This is a genomic window from Nonomuraea fuscirosea, assembly GCF_003001935.1.
Lineage (GTDB): Bacteria > Actinomycetota > Actinomycetes > Streptosporangiales > Streptosporangiaceae > Nonomuraea > Nonomuraea fuscirosea.
The window spans coordinates 1-16,469 of sequence record NZ_PVNG01000011.1 but is presented as its reverse complement, the minus strand read 5'-3'; the positions used below and the strand labels follow the sequence as shown (position 1 = coordinate 16,469).

Genomic DNA, 16,469 nt, shown 5'->3' with positions numbered 1-16,469 from the left:
TGTATCCAGCAAGTCGAGCCATGAATACTGCGCGAAGCGTGTCATTTTGAACGTGAAATTTGTTCAGAAACTGGTCTTACCAGAATTCGGAATGCACTTATTCGGACTTTCGGTTATTCACGCGCGAGCCGCTGACCCGTGGCCACCGCGAGCGCCTGGCCGTACAGCAGACTGAGGGTCTCGGCATCGTCGAAGCCGTCCGTCGCGACCGCGGCTAGTTTGTAGTTCTTGAAGATCCGCGGCCGGTAACCGGACGCCTGGTCGGGCACCGCCAGGTAGACCCGGTCGAAATGGTGGACGAGTGACACGATCTGGTTGACGTCGTCCGCGAACTCGCCGTCGGTGATCGCCACGAGGACCCGCCTGACGCACTTCCCGCCGCTCTCGGCATGGCCGCGGTCCAGCGCCTTGAGCGCGGGGACGAAGTAGGTGAACTGGCCCGACACCTGCCGGCCCGGCGAGTCGGAGGTCGTCGCGAGATCCGCCACGCGGGTCGGCGGGAGGGTCAGCGACGCCGTACGCGCGAACGCGACCGTCGTCAGCAGGTCGTCCGGCCGCATCTCCCGGGCCATGAAGGGCTTGAGCAGGGCCAGCGCCTCGCTTCTCATCTCGGCGCTGTCGTCCATGGAGGCGGAGAAGTCGCCGGCCACGTCGAGACAGACGACCCCTTGCGCCTGCCGTGTGCCGACCAGCGTGGCCCCACCGAGCGATTCGCGCTGCCCACCGCCGTTCAGGTACCAGATCCCACCGGCGACGCCGACCGCCAGCAAGAGCACACCAATTATCACAAGCCCGGATAATTTCCCTGAGCTGCCCGGCGGATCCCCACCCACTCCGCCGGGCAGCCACCCCGGGGAATTCCCGGGGAGTCGAGGTCGGCTTTCCGTCATATTGACCTCCACTACGACGGGGAACGAGAAATCAGAATATGACGCTACTCGCCGCTACGAAGAAATGATCAGCAACAGCTCGGACTCGCCTGACATGATGCGATTCGCAATTCAGCAGAATGGCGACAAATCCACCGCCCAACCGTCAAGCGCCGCCTTAAGGTCATGTGGACCATATCGCGCCCCCGCGATTTAAGTCAACATGACCTTAAGGATCTCCGGCCTCATGCTCGGTGAGGCGGCTCGTCCAGGCCTTGATTGCGCAGCACATCCACGACGAACTCCGCCGCGTTGCGCGCCGCGGCCTCGTGCCAGTCGTCGGTCTTGCCCATCCCCCAGTCGCAGATGGCCTTGACCACGATCCACTCGACCTTCTTCCTGGCCGCCGCCCCGTAGACCCCCAGCCCCTCCATCTCGCCGCCGATCCCGTCCGGCTCCGCCGCCTTCAGTCGAGCGCGGATCATCGGCGAGTTCAGCAGCACGTTCCCGGACAGCAGCGGGCCGAAGTGCACCTTGGGTTCGTCCTGCTCCAGCCGTGCGTGCAGGCAGCGATCGAGGAGGGTCACCGACGGGGCGACCCGGTCGCCGCGCATGATCTCGACCGGCTGCCCCGGCTCGTACTCAACGATCTTCTTGTGGTCCATGACCCGCAGCTGGGTGCAGACAAGGACGTCCCCGAGCTGCTGCTCCTTCTCCCGCAGGCCGTAGCAGATGCCGGTGAGCAGCAGGTAGTCGGGGTTGAGCCGCTCGATCAACTCCTGGGCGCCGAATCCCGCGCCTCCCGGCGCCACCGTCCCGGCCTGGGTCTGCGCGACCAGCGCCCGGGCGCGACTCACCACACCCAGCTCGAACGCGGTGTGCGGGCCCAAGTGGCGGCGGACCGGCTTCGCCTGCGTGACACCGGTGACGGCCGTGATCACGGCCTGCCTCTCCTCGGTCGTGGCGACCATGATCAAAACGGTTGTCGTGCCCAAGACCGGCTCCATCTCCTCGTGAAAGCTGCGCAGCCGCTCCGCGTGCGTCTCGCGCGAGCGCCATACCGTGACCAGGAACAACACGACCGCCATGAAACCCATGAGCGTGGTCAGCCAGCCGACCACCCACGCGGGCGTCGTGGCGGGCACGAGATCGGCCGGGTTCCCGTTCAACAGCCGCCAGGCGAGCCAGCGGAACGCGGTGCCGTAGGAGGCGGGCCGGCCGGCGCAGGCCGGGTCGCACTCTGCCCGTTCGAAGACGGCCACCAGATACGACTCTGCGGCCAGGACGACGGCGACCGCGACCAAGTAGAGAGCGAGCCCGGAGCCGAGGCCCACCGTCTTCGGAGCTCGCACGCCCGACTCGGAACCCGTCGCCAGGAAGGTCACCCCGCCGGAGGCGGCTCCTCTGGCCGCCGTGGTGACAGCGTCCCGCATCGCCGTGGTCGTCGCGCCGCCGAGCAGGCACAGCAGCGGTTCGTTGACCTCGAACGTCTCCGTACGCGCGCTCAGATCACCCACCGCCCGCGCCACCTGGGCCCGCACCAGTCCGCGCAGACGGTCGGTGACCAGGCCCAGCAGTTGGGGGGCCCGCGCCGGGTCCGGGCAGTGGCACAACGGCATGGACCAGTGCAGGAATCTCATTTCCTCGGCCGCCCGCCGTGCTTCGCGGGAGCTGACCGGCAGGCCCAAGATCCAGCGGAACAGCAGGGTGCAGACCATCGTGAGCATGAGCAGGGCAACGTACAGCATGGCCAGCAGACAGAGCACCAGCGCGGCGCCCAGCAGCCACGGCGACCAGCTCAACGCCATTCCCAGCGCCAGCGTCACCAGCGACATGACCAGCGACACGGCAGGAGGCAGCGCGAACATCGCCAGGTCCCAGTGCCGGTCGAGCCGTCGCAGGAACCCGCCGGGCCGGCCGAGGTCGCGCGCGTCGTACGGCGGCTCCAACAACGCGAGCCCACCGGCGTCCTGCCGGACCAGCCGTCCGTCCCTCGCCGCCAGATACAGGATGGCCGGCAACGGGGCACGCGACCGGAGCAGCCCGGAGATCCCGCGAGGCCGCAGCGTGTCGATCATCGCGCGGTAGCACTCGGTACGGCGCAGCGCCGCCGCCGTTTCCCGCGCGGCGCGAAACGACAGCGGTGTTGCGAAACTCTCCCCCCGACGAGCCTTCGACGAGCGCTCAGTCGACACGGCTCCACCATGCCGTATTCGGGTGCGCGGCGCAGCGTTCTTTTCCAGACGGTGTCGCTGCGGGAAGGTCGGTACGTCAGCCGGTGGCGGCGGACGGTTGGACCTCGTGTTCCCCGTCCGCCGACCGGGGCATGGGCGGGAACAGCAGTTCCGCCGACCCTCGGCGATAAAGCGCGGCGGGACGGCCAATCTCCGGCGTTCGCGACTCTCCCGTGGGCTCCACGAAGTGCGCCGCCTTGGTCACCTTGCGGCGGAAATTGCTGGGATCCAGCGGAAATCCCCAGATGACCTCGTAGACGCGGCGCAGGTCCGCGATGGTGAACGGCTGCCGGCAGAAGGCCGCTGCGACCGTCGTGTACTCGAGTTTGGCCCTGGCCCGGTCGAGCCCCTCCTTGAGGATTATCAGGTGGTCGAAGGCCAGCTCGGACGACAGCGCGACGTCGACGGGCACCCAGCAGGCGGTCGCGGCGTCGGTGCCCGCGACCGGCGTGGGCAGATCGGGCCCCAGCGCGAGATAGGCAACGGTGAAGGTGCGGCCACGCGGGTCACGCTCCGGCGCCCCGAACGTTCGCAGCTGCTCAAGGTGGAGCTCGTGGCCGTTGATACCGGTCTCTTCCGCCAGCTCGCGCAGAGCCGCCTGGTCGAGGTCTTCACCTGCCCGCACGTAGCCGCCTGGCAGTGCGAGCTCTCCCTCGAAGGGCGGCATGCCCCGCTCGATCAGGAGGACGTGCAGGGCGGCGGCACGGACGGTGAAGATCACCAGATCCACGGTCACCGCCGCCGGCATGGTCCCGTCGTGCTTCAAGGCCCTGTTCACCACGGCCTCAGAATACCTAAGGTCACCTTGACCTGAGGACCCTCGCGACTTATGGTCAGGAGGACCTAAATACGAGACGGAGGACCCTATGGGTCGTTCCAGGGCACGTCGGGGGACACCCGAACACGCAGGAGCGTTACGGCAGGACGCGGCCACCAGGCATTTGTGCACCGGCGTACACCTCGATCCGGCGTTCCGCACGACCGTCCTGCGCCAGGTGCACAACGACTCGCGCCACCTGGTCGCCCCGTCATACGGCTTCGACCTCGTAGCCGTCGTCCAGCATGCCTGGCGAGCCTGGTGGATGGAGACGGCGCAGCACCTCGGCGTCCTCGCGGTGTTCGGCGTGGGGTTCGCCGTCATCCCGGCCGCCGCCGTGGCCGCCCTCTGTGTGCTGGCGTTCTGGGAGCTGGCCCGCCTGGCGGGCAGGAGCGCGCTGGTGGTGCTGCCCCTGCGGGCCAAGGAGGTCGCCGACCACTGGCTCCGGCGTACGCGGTGGCGGAGCGAGAGCGACGAACTGCGGCATCACGCGCGCCTTCTGCGGCTCAGCGGCACCGGATGCGCGCTGTCCGTCGTCGCCGCCCTCCTCGCCGCCGGGCTCGCCCAGGATCCGCCGGCCGGCACAGCGCGGACCGCAGCCGTCCTCCTACTGCTGGCCGCGGCGGTGGTGGCAGGAAAGGGCGCCGCTCGCCAGCTCAGCCTCAACCACATGCACGGGGCCGACTCGCTGCGCCCCCGACGGCTCTCCCGGCGCCAACAGGCCATCTCCGATCAGCAGTCCCATCCGTACGTGGTTTACCGCAGGCCCGTACCGAAGGATCCCGAGGCGGAACCGGACCGGCTCGGCTGGGACCTGGTCGATGAGGGCCAGAGCCCCTTCGTGGGGAGCGGCACCCTCGTGCACCGGTGGCTTCCCCCGCTCACCATCCAACTCCTGGAGCCGGTGAGCATCGTGGACGCCATGGAACACCGGCCGATGGAGGCGCGTGAATACGTCAACGCGCCGTTCCAGACGCACGAACTCGTCGCCTATCTGAAGCGGGCCATGGCGCCGATGGGGGACGCCGACGACCCCAACGCCCTGCGCGGATTCACCGTGAACGACCGCCTCTACATCGCCGAGTCCGATGTGCCGCCGGCCGCCGCCTGGTTGCGCACGACGCCCGGCCAGCCTGCCATCGACCGGATCATCGACGCCCCCTACCTGGCCGAACACCATTTCCTCGAAATCGGCGCGAGCGTCGCCGGCGAAATCGTCACGACGGTCTTCCTCCGGGTGACGGTGAAGGGCAAGGCGCTCAGCCTCGACTTCGCCACATGCGCGCTGACCCGGACGCCGGCCGAGTACCACGTGCTCAACTTCTACCGTGAGAGCGGCGCGGGCGCGGTGCTGCGCTCCACGCTCCGTGCGCTCCTCGCCCTCCCCACCCAGGTCACGGCGGCATGGCACCTGGCCCAGGCGCCCGCCCTGATCATCGGGGCACTTCGAGCGCGCAGGAACCGCGTGCTCAAGCCGCACCGCAGGACGGCCGTCGCCGCCCGGATCAGCGTCAGGGAAGAGAAGTCGACGCCATGGAAGGACACGCGGCTGGACGACGTCACGATCCATGACCACATGAAGCTCATCGAGCAGCGGCTGCTCAAGGCCGTCCAGGACTTTCTCGAAGAGCGCAAGGTCGACACCTCCGCCTTCAAGAAACGCGCCGACAGCATCGTCAACACGGGCGTACTCAACATGGGCGGCAAAGTCGACATGAGCCAGTCGGCGATCGGCCCCCAAGCACACGTACGCGCCGACAGCCGCGAACCCGACCAGCACAGCGGCCCGTCCACGGCATGAACGGAGATCACCGATGAACGGCAACAGCGGCATCGTCAGCTACGGAGGTTCCGTGGAGCTCCATCAATCCGCCGTTGGAGACGGAGCGACGGTCATCCTCCCGGCCACGCCGGAGAAGGAGCCCCTTTCCCCTGCCACGCCGGAGCGGGAGCCCGCCAGACGCGCCGACATCGGCGTCATCACCATCCTCGGCGTGGAAGCCGGCGCGGTCCACGACGTCCTGGGACTGCGGCCGGTGCGGCGAAGCACGCTGCCCTTCTACGAGGGAGACGTGGCCGCCGACGGCACCACCAGGCGCGTCGTGGCCATCCGCGCCCTGTCACAGGGACAACGGTCGACCGTCATCGCCTTCGAGCACCTGCGGCGGCACTACTCCCCCTCCGTCGTCGTGCTGACCGGAATCGGCGGCAGCATTGACCCGAGCGTTCGGGTCGGCGACGTCGTGGTCACGACCCGGGTCGTCTACTACGACCTGCGCAAGGAGACGTCCCAAGGGCAGCGGCGCAGAGGCGAGGAACGGCAGGCTCCAGCGACGACGGGACACGCGGTCAACTCCTTTTTCACCACGCACGGGGAACCGGCCACCGTACGAACCGGCAGAACCTCCTTCCGTGTGCTGACCGGGCCGATCGGCTCGGGCGAAGCGGTGATCGCGGACGCGGAATCGGAGATCCGCCGCTACCTGAAAGCGTTCAACGACAAGATCCTCGCCGTGGACATGGAGGCCGGCGGGCTCACCCAGGCCTTCCACGAGCAGGACGGGCCCGGCCTCGCCCGCGGCTGGACCGTCATCCGGGGGATCTCCGACGACTCCAACTCGGCCAAGAACGACGACCATCAGCGCGTCGCGGCCCGGCACGCCGCCATCACCCTGCGCCGCCTGCTGCCCTACCTGCAGAGCGAGTGAGGGAAGACCTGCGAGATGAGTGAGTTCGTGCTCGGCGTGGTGAGCTCCTTGCTCGCCGCCGCGCTCACCGTTCTCGGCGGCTGGGCCTTCTCCCCGAACTCCCGCCGGTGGCCGACAGCCGTCCTGTCCCGGCTGCTCGGGCTGGGAGTGATCCGCGTCTTGCCGAGACAGCAACTGGCTGCCCGGGAGCTGGCCGCCGACCTGGCGCGGGCACGCTGGGTGCGCGTGCTCGCCGGACGCGGCAACGAGCTTACACGGGACAGCTTCGCCCAGGTCTGGGAGGCGGCGGGCAAGGGCCTGGACTCCGTGCAGGTGCTGCTGCCGGACACCATGGCAGGCCACGACTCCTGGCTGTCGCAGCGGGAATCCGACATGCGCCACGTCGACCTGGGGTTCTCCGCCGGCCTGCTGGCCGATCAGGTGCGGGTCAACGCCACTTACGTCAGCGAGGTGCGGCGTCGGCGCGAGCTGGTGTCACTGCGCTTCTACAACCTGCCGAACGTACACCGGCTAGTGATCACCGACGACGTCGCGTACCTCACCATGTACCGTCAGACCGAACACGGCCGCAACAGCCCCTGCATCGTCGTCCACCGGCCCAGCGTCCTGTACGACCACGCCCTGCTCCTGTTCGCCACCGCCTGGGAGCACAGCCGCCCGGCGGACTGAGCGCGTCGCACAGGACGCGCTGCGGGGCCACGGTCGCGGACACGAACAGTCCTCGTTCTGCAGCAGGCGGGCAGCATGCCGTACACCACCGCGCGGGCGCTCACCCGCCTCAACCTTCTGCAGAGGCATCGGCACTAAACGGTCCCGACCTGCCAGCGACTCCGCCGCCACCCTGGCCAAGACGCGCGCCTAAGAGCTAGGACCCGAAGCCGAGGGATACCCCGGAAACGTCTCCATCAGCTCGGCCGGCGCCTACATCGCGGGCGCGCGCACCCTCGGCGTCAGAACGACGCTGTACGACAGGGCTTCGGGCGCGCGCCAATCTACATCGCCGACTCCCCGGAGGGTGAGGTTGCCAGCGAAGTGCTGTCATCTCCAGCCTGTTGGAAGGCAACGCTCTGCCGCGTAACGCCCGAGTCGACATCGTGCATACTCTGAACGTGGAGGGCGGCCGACCCCGAAGCTCGTCAGCGCTGATCAGGAACGATGGGTCGTACGCCTTCCCCGACACGCCAGAGGCCGGCGAGTACACCTACACCGTGCGCTGGCGCGGCGGCAGCCGCACTGGCCCCCCGTAGATCAGCCAGCTCGTCACCATCCATGACCTGGACGTCCCGGCTCCGCAGCAGCGCGCCGCAGAAAGTCCGTGAGGATCTCGTAGTAGACGTCCGGACGCTCCATGTTCGGATAGTGGGCCGCACCGTCGACGGTGATGGTGCGGCCGTCGGCGACGGCGGAGGCGACCCGTTCCGCCATGCCGATGTGATCGGGTGAGTCGAGGGCGCCGTTGACGGCCAGCACGGGCACGTCGATCTTGCCGACGCGCTCCCAGGTGTCGCGTACGGGGACGAGCAGATCAGGTTCATCGGCGGTGTGCTTGGCCATGGTCCGCCTGGCCATGTGCCGCAGCCGGCGCACGACCTCGGGATCGCAGTCGTCGAGGCTGCGGTGCGGGCCGGCCACGAACGCCATGAACCCCTCGACCGACCCCTCCAGGTCGCCGGCCCCCATGGCCGCGTGCCAGGTGGTCATGCGCTGGACGGTCCAGGGATCGGTGAAGTAGGGCTCGCCGGTGCCCGCGCCGGTGATGACCACGGCGCTGACCAGTTCGGGATGCTCCAGCGCGGTCTCCACCGCGACGCTCGCGCCCATGGAGACACCCATGAGCACGGCCGGACCCGTACGGAGATGACGCAGCAGGGCGGCGAGGTCGTCGGTGAGCCGGTACGGCTGGGTGGCGTTGGCGGACCGGCCGTGATCGCGAGCATCGGGCGCGATGACACGGTAGCGCCCGGCGAACTCCGCAATCTGCGCCTCCCACATGCCGTGATCCACGAAGCCCCCGTGCAACAGGACCAGGGGCCGGCCGCTGCCGACGTCGAGCCAGAACACATCACTCATGACAACCAAGGTGTCATCTTGGCCCGAATATGACAACTCAGGTGTCATCATGAAACGGTGCGCGAACCAGACCGGCCCCAGCCACCCCCATCGCCGTCCGAACTCCCCGAACTCCCCGACCGCCTCGCCGAGGTGTTCGACCTGGTGGGCCCGCTCTACCGGCGCGCCCACCGCAAGGTGGAGCAGGACGCGCCCATCGAGGGCCTGTCGGTCGGCGTGCGCGCCGTCCTCGTCCTGCTACGCGAACACGGCCCCATGACCGTCCCTCAGCTGGGCAGGGCGCAGGCGCTGAGCCGCCAGTTCGTCCAGCGCATGATCAACGACGCGGCGGCACGCGACCTGGTCGAGTCCATGCCCAACCCGGCCCACAAACGCTCCTCACTCATCCGCCTCACGGAGGAGGGCAGAGCCGCCATCACCGCCGTACTCGACCGCGAACGCGCCGTCCTCCGGCAGGCCGGCGGCGACCTGACCGAGGCCGACGTCACCGCCTGCATCCGAGTCCTGACCCACCTCCTGCACTTCCTCGACCACGTCGACGTGGACTGATCCGCGCGGATGAACGACGCGCATCACCCACCTGGCCGCGTCGTGGCGGCCCTCTGAAGCTCCTCGACGAACGGCCACAGAGGGCTGTCCTCCTGATCGAAGGTGTCGAGATCGATCCGCTGGTCCTTGTCGATGATCTTCGCGTTCGGTGCGCTGACACTCACGGCAGGCGCCGGAACGGATCGACGGGCCGACTCCGGTTCACTGCGATCCACCACCCGAACCCCGACCACGAGCACCAAAGCGACGCTCATGAGCACCATCAGCCAAGCCCGGCTCTTCTTGAAGATCATCGTTCACTCCGACGAGCTCGCAAGACGTTAGAACCACAGATCATCAGCCAGGTCACCCCCCGCCACGACCCCTGACCGGCTCGCACTGACCCCGCTAACCGAAACTCCAGCAATACAGCGACTGATCTTCGTCACGAGCGCGGCGAGCCAAGTCTCGCAGCTCCGCGATCAGACCGGCTAACGAGTCGGGATCAGAGCCGTTCTCCGCCGCCCATCGCTCGCCGAGCTCGCCGAGTCTCCCGTCGGAAACGTCCGCGAGCGTGTCACGAACGTCCACCGGCAGTTCCTCCATCCCCGGGCCCACCAAGTACGGCGAATCCTCTGGAAGGGCCGCCAATTCCTGATCGGTCTTGGGCGCGTTCTCCGGAGGAGGATAGAGCTCAACCGTCCGCACGAGATCACTGCTGTAGGGCACGTTCCTGATCACCGCGATCAGTCCCGATAGCGAATCCCACGGGTTGAACCACTTGCTCTCTACGGTATCGAAGGCCGGTCTGCCAGGTATCCCGACCACGCGGGGGTAATCCGGTTTCTCCACGGCCGCCTGTCTGTTCGCCGCCCGGTAATAGTCGTAGAAGACCCCCATCCGAACCCCTCCGGCCTTGATCGCCTGACTTCCATGCCCACGACAGACGCGTACCTGCGCGAGAAAGGCGCCCGGCCCCGCCGCGAACTGTCGATCCTCAACCCCGACCCCGCCACCATCATCCCGGCCAGCGACGGAAATCGTGATCACCTCTCCCGGCTCCTGTACGTGGCCCGCAGCTCGATCAGCTTCTCCTTGGCCACCTCGTCGAGGGCCCGGCGCTGATCCGGGTCCTCCTCCCAGGTGGCCTCCGCGCACAACACCCTGGCCGCCTCGTGCGGCTCGGCGTCGCGCGCCATGTACCAGACGGTGTCGCCGTCACCGCGCCTCTGGGGATCGCGGCGCAGGATCGTCACGATGCCGGAGGCCAGGACCTGCCTGGTCCACGGGTTCCTGGCCAGCACCTGCCGGTCCACCGTCAGCCCGCCGTCCATGAGCTCACCGCCGAGCATGTCGTCCTCCCACCGCCACACGCGACGACTGACACCCGGTGGTACGTACAGGGCGCCACGTCCGTCGACGGGCACCGAGAACGTGTGGCTGTCGCCGCGGCACAGTTCCTTGGCGATGCGCTCGGCGTCGGCGGCCTCACGCAGCCGATCCACGCCTGATTCCTCCTTCGGCAAAGAGCCGTACCGCAGCGCCTGCTCCGCGTAGTACCGGTCGATCAGCGGATCACTGAACCGCCCCGGACGCACGTGCGGCGGACTGCAGGAGGCCGGGGTGAGATCCACACCGTCCGCGATATCCAACCCGGCTGCGCGCAACCACTCGTGAACGCCGACGCCCGCGCCCTCGGCCTTGCGGTACACCCTGCGCAACCAGCCGTCGAAGGTGTCCAGGTCCGGGTCCACCCGCAGCGACGCCCAGTCCGCCACCGCCGACACCGGCACCGGTACCTCCCGCCGCGACGGAGGCTGCACGAACTGCTCGGGCTCAAGGTCGATCGAGTAGTACAGCACGCCGCGCGCGATGTAGGAGAACGGCGCCGCATGCGCGATCGGATCGAAGACATCCCGAATCGGCCAGAACCTCAGCAGCCACGTCTCCTCGCAGTCACCCGTGGCATGCCCGTCGCCCGGCTTGGGCTCACGCAGGTACATGGACACGCCGTACTCGAAACGCGGCGGCCCGATCAGGAAGTCATGCCCCTTGCCGTCCATCATCGACAGGATCGCGACCACGCCACTCTCCGCGACGAACGTCGCCGAACTGACCGGTGTCCACGAGCCGTCCGCGGCCTCCGGCTCGGCGTCCCACGACTCCAGCCGTACGGCCGCGGTGAAGTGGTACATCTCATCGGTGGGCGAGCCCCACGCCGGCAGGTCGGTGCCGTCCAGCCCGAACCTGTTGTACTCGACGTAAACCTCGTCGTCGAGCCTCCGTAACAACTGCGCCATGCCCGTGCCTCGCCTGCGTCGGTGATCATCCTGGCTTGCTGGAGTATGACCCCCCCCCCACCGACAATCCCAGCCGCGCCGCACAGACTTGCTCGTGAACGCTTGAGACCGGTGATCCGAGGTGGCAGAGCGCGAGCGTCGACGTGCCTCTACCTGCGCCGACGCGATCGACGAGTGCCGTCCTGCGCCGATCACGTCGTAGATCCGACAGTATGACGGCACCGCAGGAAGAGTACGACGATCTTCACCGGCTGATCGGCCAGCTCCGGCCAGACCAAGTGCGTGAAGTACGTGCCCGCCTACGGAATTCGCTGAGCCAGCCGGCCATCTGATCCTCGTCATGCAAATACTCGCCTTCCGGCCCGATACGCAGGTCGATCCCCCATAAGCGCTCCAGCGCCCACCACACAAGGTCATCGTCTACGTCGGCGACTTCGACAGCTACCCATCGCGCCGCCCACCGGTCGACTTCATCCCGGGTCATGGCGCCGCTGATAAGGCCCTCAAAGTGCGCTTCGATGTCTGCGCGAGTTGGCGGAGCCGTCACGGATTCACGATCTCGTGCTTGCATAGGCCGCGCCGACGACCTGACTGTACGGTGCCGGCATGGATGCGTCATATGCCGCCGATGCTCGCAGAATCTGGCAGACCCATGTGCCACGCCGCGGCCAGGCGGACACCGTCCAGGGCGAGTTGTTGCGTGCGGTCGAGAAGCTCCGGGACGAGGCGCAGCGCAACGGCAACAGCAACTGGGACGAGCACCATGAACGACTCCTGGCCTACCTGCGCGAGACGCTCACCAGATCGGGGCTCTTCACCGCGGAGACCTTGGCGGAATTGGCCATGGACCTGGATCGCCTGGCCGACTTAGAACGCCCCCTCACCCATGACGCACCCTTCGACCGCATCACATACCGCGTCGTGGACTGGTGCCGCGCCCAGCCCGAGCCGGTGCGGCATGAACACGACCCGCATCTGCAGCGATAAAGGCGGCAAATAAGCATGGCCCCGCCAGATCGGCAGAGATCAGCCACCTCCCCTGGTGGGCGCGCAGGCAGCTGAGCCATCCGGCCGCGTCCGACCGCCTCCAGTTCGTCGGCCACCTGCAGAGCGCGCAAGGCCCGCAGGTGCGTGCGTATGGCGCGCGACGACCGATCATCGGGTACGCCTCCGCGATCCGTGACCGACAGCCCGCCACGGGCGCAGCGGCGCACAACATACCCGCCATATACCGCTGCCCACTAAACATGTGGACCTGGCTCGGAACCAGTGGACCCGATGCCGGTTCGAGCGACTGAACCGGACCCACGATCACCCGAAGCACAGCACCACTCATTTCTGGCACCAAAGAAACCGGAGAATGTCGATGCGCTTTCTGAGCACTGCCTTCGCGTGCGCCGCCGTAATCACCGCGTTCGCGGCCCCGGCCCACGCCGGCACCACCCAGGCCGCCACCGCCACCCAGGCCGTCGGCGCGGTCCAGATCCTCGGCAACGCCCCCTCCTGCGTCGACCGCAAGGTGACCCGCTCGTACACGGGCAAGCGGAACAGTCTCGGCGAGGTGCTGGTGAAGACCACCGTCAAGCTCACCAACAACTGCAAGAACGCCGTGAAGGTCAAGGTGGCCTGGTCGTGGGCCTCTGACTCGAACTGCCGCTACATCTCCAAGGGCCGCACGGCCTCCGAGTCCATCACGACGACCCACGACCGCGAGCCGTACCAGAAGACCAAGACCTGCTGAACGCTCGACCAGAGCGACCCGCCCGAAGCCGGCCGCGTTCGCCCTGCCAGGGCGAACGCGGCCGGCGGTTTCGCGCATGAGCTCGGTGAGCCGGTCCGGCTCGCTGTCCTGGCGAGGCTGCCAACCAACGAAAAGGGGCGAGGGGATCGGCCACCACAATCTCCTTCGCCGGTCTCACGTGCGCCGTCGCAGCGGAACTCAGGTAGCCGTTCCGGTCAGAGACGCCCCGAGAGGAGTCGTCATGTACAACACGCTGCGCCCCGACCGTTCACGCGCGACCAGCCCGCTTTCTCTCAGCACCCGCAGGTGCTGCGAGACCGCGCTGGGCGTGATCCCGAGCGCCCGGGCCAAGTCCGTCGTCGTCGCGGGAGACCGCAGGGCCTCCAGCAGTTCGGCACGCGCCCGGCCGAGCAGCCGGACCGTGCTGCCGGCGGGTGCCCGCGTGCCGGCGGTCCACAGCGTCCCGACGCCTCGTGCCGGGTAACGCACGGTGGTCTGCGTGGACGTCCGCTTCTTGATCAGCACGTACGGTGATCCGAGAGCGACCGGCATGAGCACCAGCCCACCCGGACCGCGCTCCACGACCCGCTCGACCCGCCAGCGCGTCTCCCCCAGCTTCAGCCGGCCATCACGCCAGCGCAGATCCGGATGAAGGTCGGTAAACAGCCGCTCGGCCCCGCCCGCGGCCAGCTGCCTGGCCCGATGGATGACGTCCGCGTCGAGTACGGCCCGGATCCGCGGCCAGTGCGGCGCGATCAGCCGATCGTGGGCCGCGCGCAGTTCCGCGGCGATCGCCCGTAGTCCTGCCGCAGGCCGTTCAGCGAGTACGGCGGCCGCGGCCGGCCTGTCGTCACCGAAGACACGCCGGAGGCTGACCCGCACGTGAGAGGCGGGCGTCCTGCACAACGCGGCGAGGTCGTCGTCGATCGAGGCGCCCGAGCCGGACGGGGCAGGGACGAGGAACTCCGGCCAGCTCAGCCTGTCGTTGACGATCAGCGGCCACGTACGCGAGAGATCCAGTGGCCGCCTGGCGAGCTCGTCGGCCGCCCACCGCAGCCACCGCAGGTTGACCGGATTCCGATCGAGGCCGCCGAGCTGCTGCAGGCCGGACACGGTCTCCGACAGCGGCGAGATCGCGAACCGGGTCGCCGCCAACTCGGTCACCCCGAGATCGATCGTCAGCGCCACGGGTCCGATTATGTAGCACTGGCCTAAATGCTGTCGTGACGACCGGTTACCACCTGAAGATCGCCCCATGTCAGCTGAGCAGCGTTTGTCCAGGAGCTACTGGCGGTTGTGGTGGGCGACCGGCGTCAACGGCGTCGGCGACGGGGCGTTCGCCGCGGCCGTCCCCCTGCTGGCCGTCACGGTCACCCGCGACCCTCGGCTCGTGTCGATCGTGTCCGCGGCCACGTACCTGCCCTGGCTGCTGCTGTCGCTGCCCGCCGGCGCACTCGTCGACCGGCACGACCGCGTCGCTCTCATGTGGCGCGCGCAGGCGATCCAAGCGTTGATCGTCGCCGGCATCGCGATCCTCGCCGCGTTCGGCCGGATCGGCATCCCGGTGCTCGCGCTCACCGCGTTCGGGCTGGGCGCGTGCGCGGTCGTCTTCGGCAACGCGGCGCAGGCGGTGCTGCCGGACGTCGTCCCCGAGCCGCTGCTGCACCAGGCGAACGGCTACCAGCAGACCATCACCACGGCGGGCGCGCAGTTCGCGGGGCCACCGCTCGGCAGCCTGCTGTTCGCGGTCGCCGCGGCGTTGCCCTTCGGGGTGGACGCCGCCTCGTTCGCCCTGTCAGCCGCGCTGCTGGCGACGTTGCCCAGACACGGGCGCGAGCGAACCAAGCCGCCGCCGATGCGAACGGCCATCGCGGACGGCCTGCGCCGGCCGATCCGGCACGAACTTCTGCGCACCCTCGCCGTCCTGCTCGGCGTCAACACCTTCTGCTTCCACCTCGGCAACGTCTCCCTGGTCCTCCTGGCGACCCAGACGCTGCGCCTCGACACCCGCGGCTACGGGCTGCTGCTCGCCGGCGCCGCGATCGGCAGCCTGCTCGGCGGGCTGGTCAGCGCGCGCCTAGTCGCAAGGACGGGAGAGCTCCCCACCCTCCTCGCCGCGCTCGTCACGAACGTCATCGTCTTCGTCGGCATCGGACTGAGCCCGAACGCGATCGTGCTCGGCGCCCTGCTGGCCGCCAACGGCTTCGTCACGACCCTGTGGAGCATTGTGACGGTCAGCCTGCGCCAGCGCAGCGTGCCGTCCGAACTGCTCGGCCGGGTGAACAGCGTCTACCGGATGCTCGGCTGGGGCCTCATCCCGCTCGGAGCGCTGGCCGGCGGGCTGGTGGCGGACACGTTCGGGCTGCGCGCGCCGTACCCCGTGGCGGGGGTGCTGCGAGGGATCGCGTTGCTGGCCGCCCTGCCCGTACTGATCCGCGCCGTACGCCGGTGAACACTCCGTCGTACGCGTATGGCCCCTGGGCCGCGCACCTCATCATGATGACCGGAGGCACCTGAACGAGCATCGACTACCGCCGCGTGGTCGCGCGCCATTCATCTTCGAGAATGCTGAACAGCTCAGAGTCTCGCCAGCCGTCACGAATCAGCGCGGTGTGGCGATGCCGTCCCTCCCAGGTCATGCCGAGCTTCCTGAGCACCCGAGCCGATCCGGCATTTCGCGGGTCACAGGTGGCATAGATCCGGTGCAGGCCGTTCTCCTCGAATCCTCGGCTGAGAAGCTCATTACCGATCGCTGTTCCCACCCCTTGGCCCCACCTATGCGGGTGGACAACGTAGGTGATCTCGCCTTGACGTTGTTCTCGACTCCTTATGTGCAGCTCACCCATGCCGACCACGTCACCGCCGATCCGCGCCGCATACGGAAAGCGCAGCTGGGGTGCCTGCGACCACGCCTCAACCGCGGTCGTCACGAACGTGCGAGTCTGCTCCTCAGTATCCGGACCCCAGGTCTGGAACCGGCAGACCTCGGCCAGAGAAGCCCAGGAATGGACAGCTCGCCAGTCCGCGAGTTCGATCCTGCGCAACGTAACCGATGGCATCACAAACCGATTGTGCCCGTGTCACCCGGCCGCCGTCCGCGGTCAGGGCCGGCTGACCGGGGCTGTCGGCTGTGTGGCGGCGATCACATGCGGTGTGTGGATTCGTCCACAGATGATCGGATCGCCTCTCCGTAGTGTCTGTC

General features: G+C 68.3%; 16 protein-coding genes. 7 read left to right on the top strand and 9 right to left on the bottom strand.

Going from position 1 to position 16,469, the window contains the following annotated elements:
* Positions 1–113 precede the first annotated feature (113 nt).
* From B0I32_RS24770 to B0I32_RS58965, 3 genes are all read right to left on the bottom strand, one after another.
* Positions 114–776: a vWA domain-containing protein gene (locus B0I32_RS24770; RefSeq protein ID WP_106243660.1), complete on the bottom strand. Its 663-nt coding sequence runs from the start codon at positions 774–776 to the stop codon at positions 114–116.
* Between the two features lie 338 nt (positions 777–1,114).
* On the bottom strand, positions 1,115–3,064 hold the full coding sequence (locus tag B0I32_RS24765; RefSeq protein WP_146178308.1) for a 5'-methylthioadenosine/S-adenosylhomocysteine nucleosidase family protein: 1,950 nt from the start codon (positions 3,062–3,064) through the stop codon (positions 1,115–1,117).
* Between the two features lie 76 nt (positions 3,065–3,140).
* Positions 3,141–3,839: an NUDIX hydrolase gene (locus B0I32_RS58965; protein ID WP_245956035.1), complete on the bottom strand. Its 699-nt coding sequence runs from the start codon at positions 3,837–3,839 to the stop codon at positions 3,141–3,143.
* Between the two features lie 205 nt (positions 3,840–4,044).
* On the opposite strand from B0I32_RS58965, the gene B0I32_RS24755 reads away from it, so the two are divergent.
* Genes B0I32_RS24755 through B0I32_RS24745 form a run of 3 tightly spaced genes read left to right on the top strand, consistent with a single transcriptional unit; the run spans position 4,045 to position 7,297 of the window.
* Positions 4,045–5,721: a hypothetical protein gene (locus B0I32_RS24755; RefSeq protein WP_219912005.1), complete on the top strand. Its 1,677-nt coding sequence runs from the start codon at positions 4,045–4,047 to the stop codon at positions 5,719–5,721.
* A gap of 13 nt (positions 5,722–5,734) precedes the next feature.
* On the top strand, positions 5,735–6,628 hold the full coding sequence (locus tag B0I32_RS24750) for a 5'-methylthioadenosine/S-adenosylhomocysteine nucleosidase family protein (RefSeq protein WP_106243649.1): 894 nt from the start codon (positions 5,735–5,737) through the stop codon (positions 6,626–6,628).
* Between the two features lie 15 nt (positions 6,629–6,643).
* On the top strand, positions 6,644–7,297 hold the full coding sequence (locus B0I32_RS24745; RefSeq protein WP_106243647.1) for a hypothetical protein: 654 nt from the start codon (positions 6,644–6,646) through the stop codon (positions 7,295–7,297).
* A gap of 591 nt (positions 7,298–7,888) precedes the next feature.
* Here B0I32_RS24745 and B0I32_RS24740 read toward each other — a convergent pair.
* Positions 7,889–8,698: an alpha/beta fold hydrolase gene (locus B0I32_RS24740; protein WP_106243645.1), complete on the bottom strand. Its 810-nt coding sequence runs from the start codon at positions 8,696–8,698 to the stop codon at positions 7,889–7,891.
* Positions 8,699–8,755: 57 nt separating this feature from the next.
* Here B0I32_RS24740 and B0I32_RS24735 point away from each other — a divergent pair, with 57 nt between their 5' ends.
* Positions 8,756–9,247 (top strand): MarR family winged helix-turn-helix transcriptional regulator, encoded by a 492-nt coding sequence (locus B0I32_RS24735; protein ID WP_106243643.1) that lies wholly within the window; start codon positions 8,756–8,758, stop codon positions 9,245–9,247.
* Between the two features lie 23 nt (positions 9,248–9,270).
* Here B0I32_RS24735 and B0I32_RS24730 read toward each other — a convergent pair whose 3' ends face one another.
* From B0I32_RS24730 to B0I32_RS24720, 3 genes are all read right to left on the bottom strand, one after another.
* Entirely contained in the window at positions 9,271–9,540 is a 270-nt protein-coding gene (locus B0I32_RS24730; RefSeq protein ID WP_106243640.1) for a hypothetical protein, read from the bottom strand.
* Positions 9,541–9,634: 94 nt separating this feature from the next.
* Positions 9,635–10,276, bottom strand: a complete 642-nt coding sequence (locus tag B0I32_RS24725; RefSeq protein ID WP_106243638.1) for a hypothetical protein — start codon at positions 10,274–10,276, stop codon at positions 9,635–9,637.
* A complete protein-coding gene (locus B0I32_RS24720) occupies positions 10,273–11,526 on the bottom strand; it encodes a hypothetical protein (RefSeq protein ID WP_106243635.1) in 1,254 nt (417 codons plus the stop codon). The genes B0I32_RS24725 and B0I32_RS24720 overlap by 4 nt, the downstream gene beginning before the upstream one ends.
* Before the next feature lie 606 nt (positions 11,527–12,132).
* On the opposite strand from B0I32_RS24720, the gene B0I32_RS24710 reads away from it, so the two are divergent.
* On the top strand, positions 12,133–12,513 hold the full coding sequence (locus B0I32_RS24710) for a hypothetical protein (protein ID WP_106243629.1): 381 nt from the start codon (positions 12,133–12,135) through the stop codon (positions 12,511–12,513).
* 379 nt (positions 12,514–12,892) lie between these two features.
* Positions 12,893–13,267 (top strand): hypothetical protein, encoded by a 375-nt coding sequence (locus tag B0I32_RS24705; RefSeq protein ID WP_146178306.1) that lies wholly within the window; start codon positions 12,893–12,895, stop codon positions 13,265–13,267.
* 198 nt (positions 13,268–13,465) lie between these two features.
* Here B0I32_RS24705 and B0I32_RS24700 read toward each other — a convergent pair whose 3' ends face one another.
* Positions 13,466–14,455, bottom strand: coding sequence for an ArsR/SmtB family transcription factor (locus B0I32_RS24700; RefSeq protein ID WP_219912004.1), 990 nt, complete (start codon positions 14,453–14,455; stop codon positions 13,466–13,468).
* 67 nt (positions 14,456–14,522) lie between these two features.
* Here B0I32_RS24700 and B0I32_RS24695 point away from each other — a divergent pair, with 67 nt between their 5' ends.
* Positions 14,523–15,719 carry an MFS transporter gene (locus tag B0I32_RS24695; protein ID WP_106243624.1) on the top strand — a complete coding sequence of 399 codons (1,197 nt, stop codon included), beginning with the start codon at positions 14,523–14,525 and terminating at the stop codon, positions 15,717–15,719.
* 76 nt (positions 15,720–15,795) lie between these two features.
* Here the strand turns inward: B0I32_RS24695 and B0I32_RS24690 are convergent, their stop codons facing one another.
* Entirely contained in the window at positions 15,796–16,311 is a 516-nt protein-coding gene (locus B0I32_RS24690; RefSeq protein ID WP_219912003.1) for a GNAT family N-acetyltransferase, read from the bottom strand.
* Between the last annotated feature and the right edge of the window lie 158 nt (positions 16,312–16,469).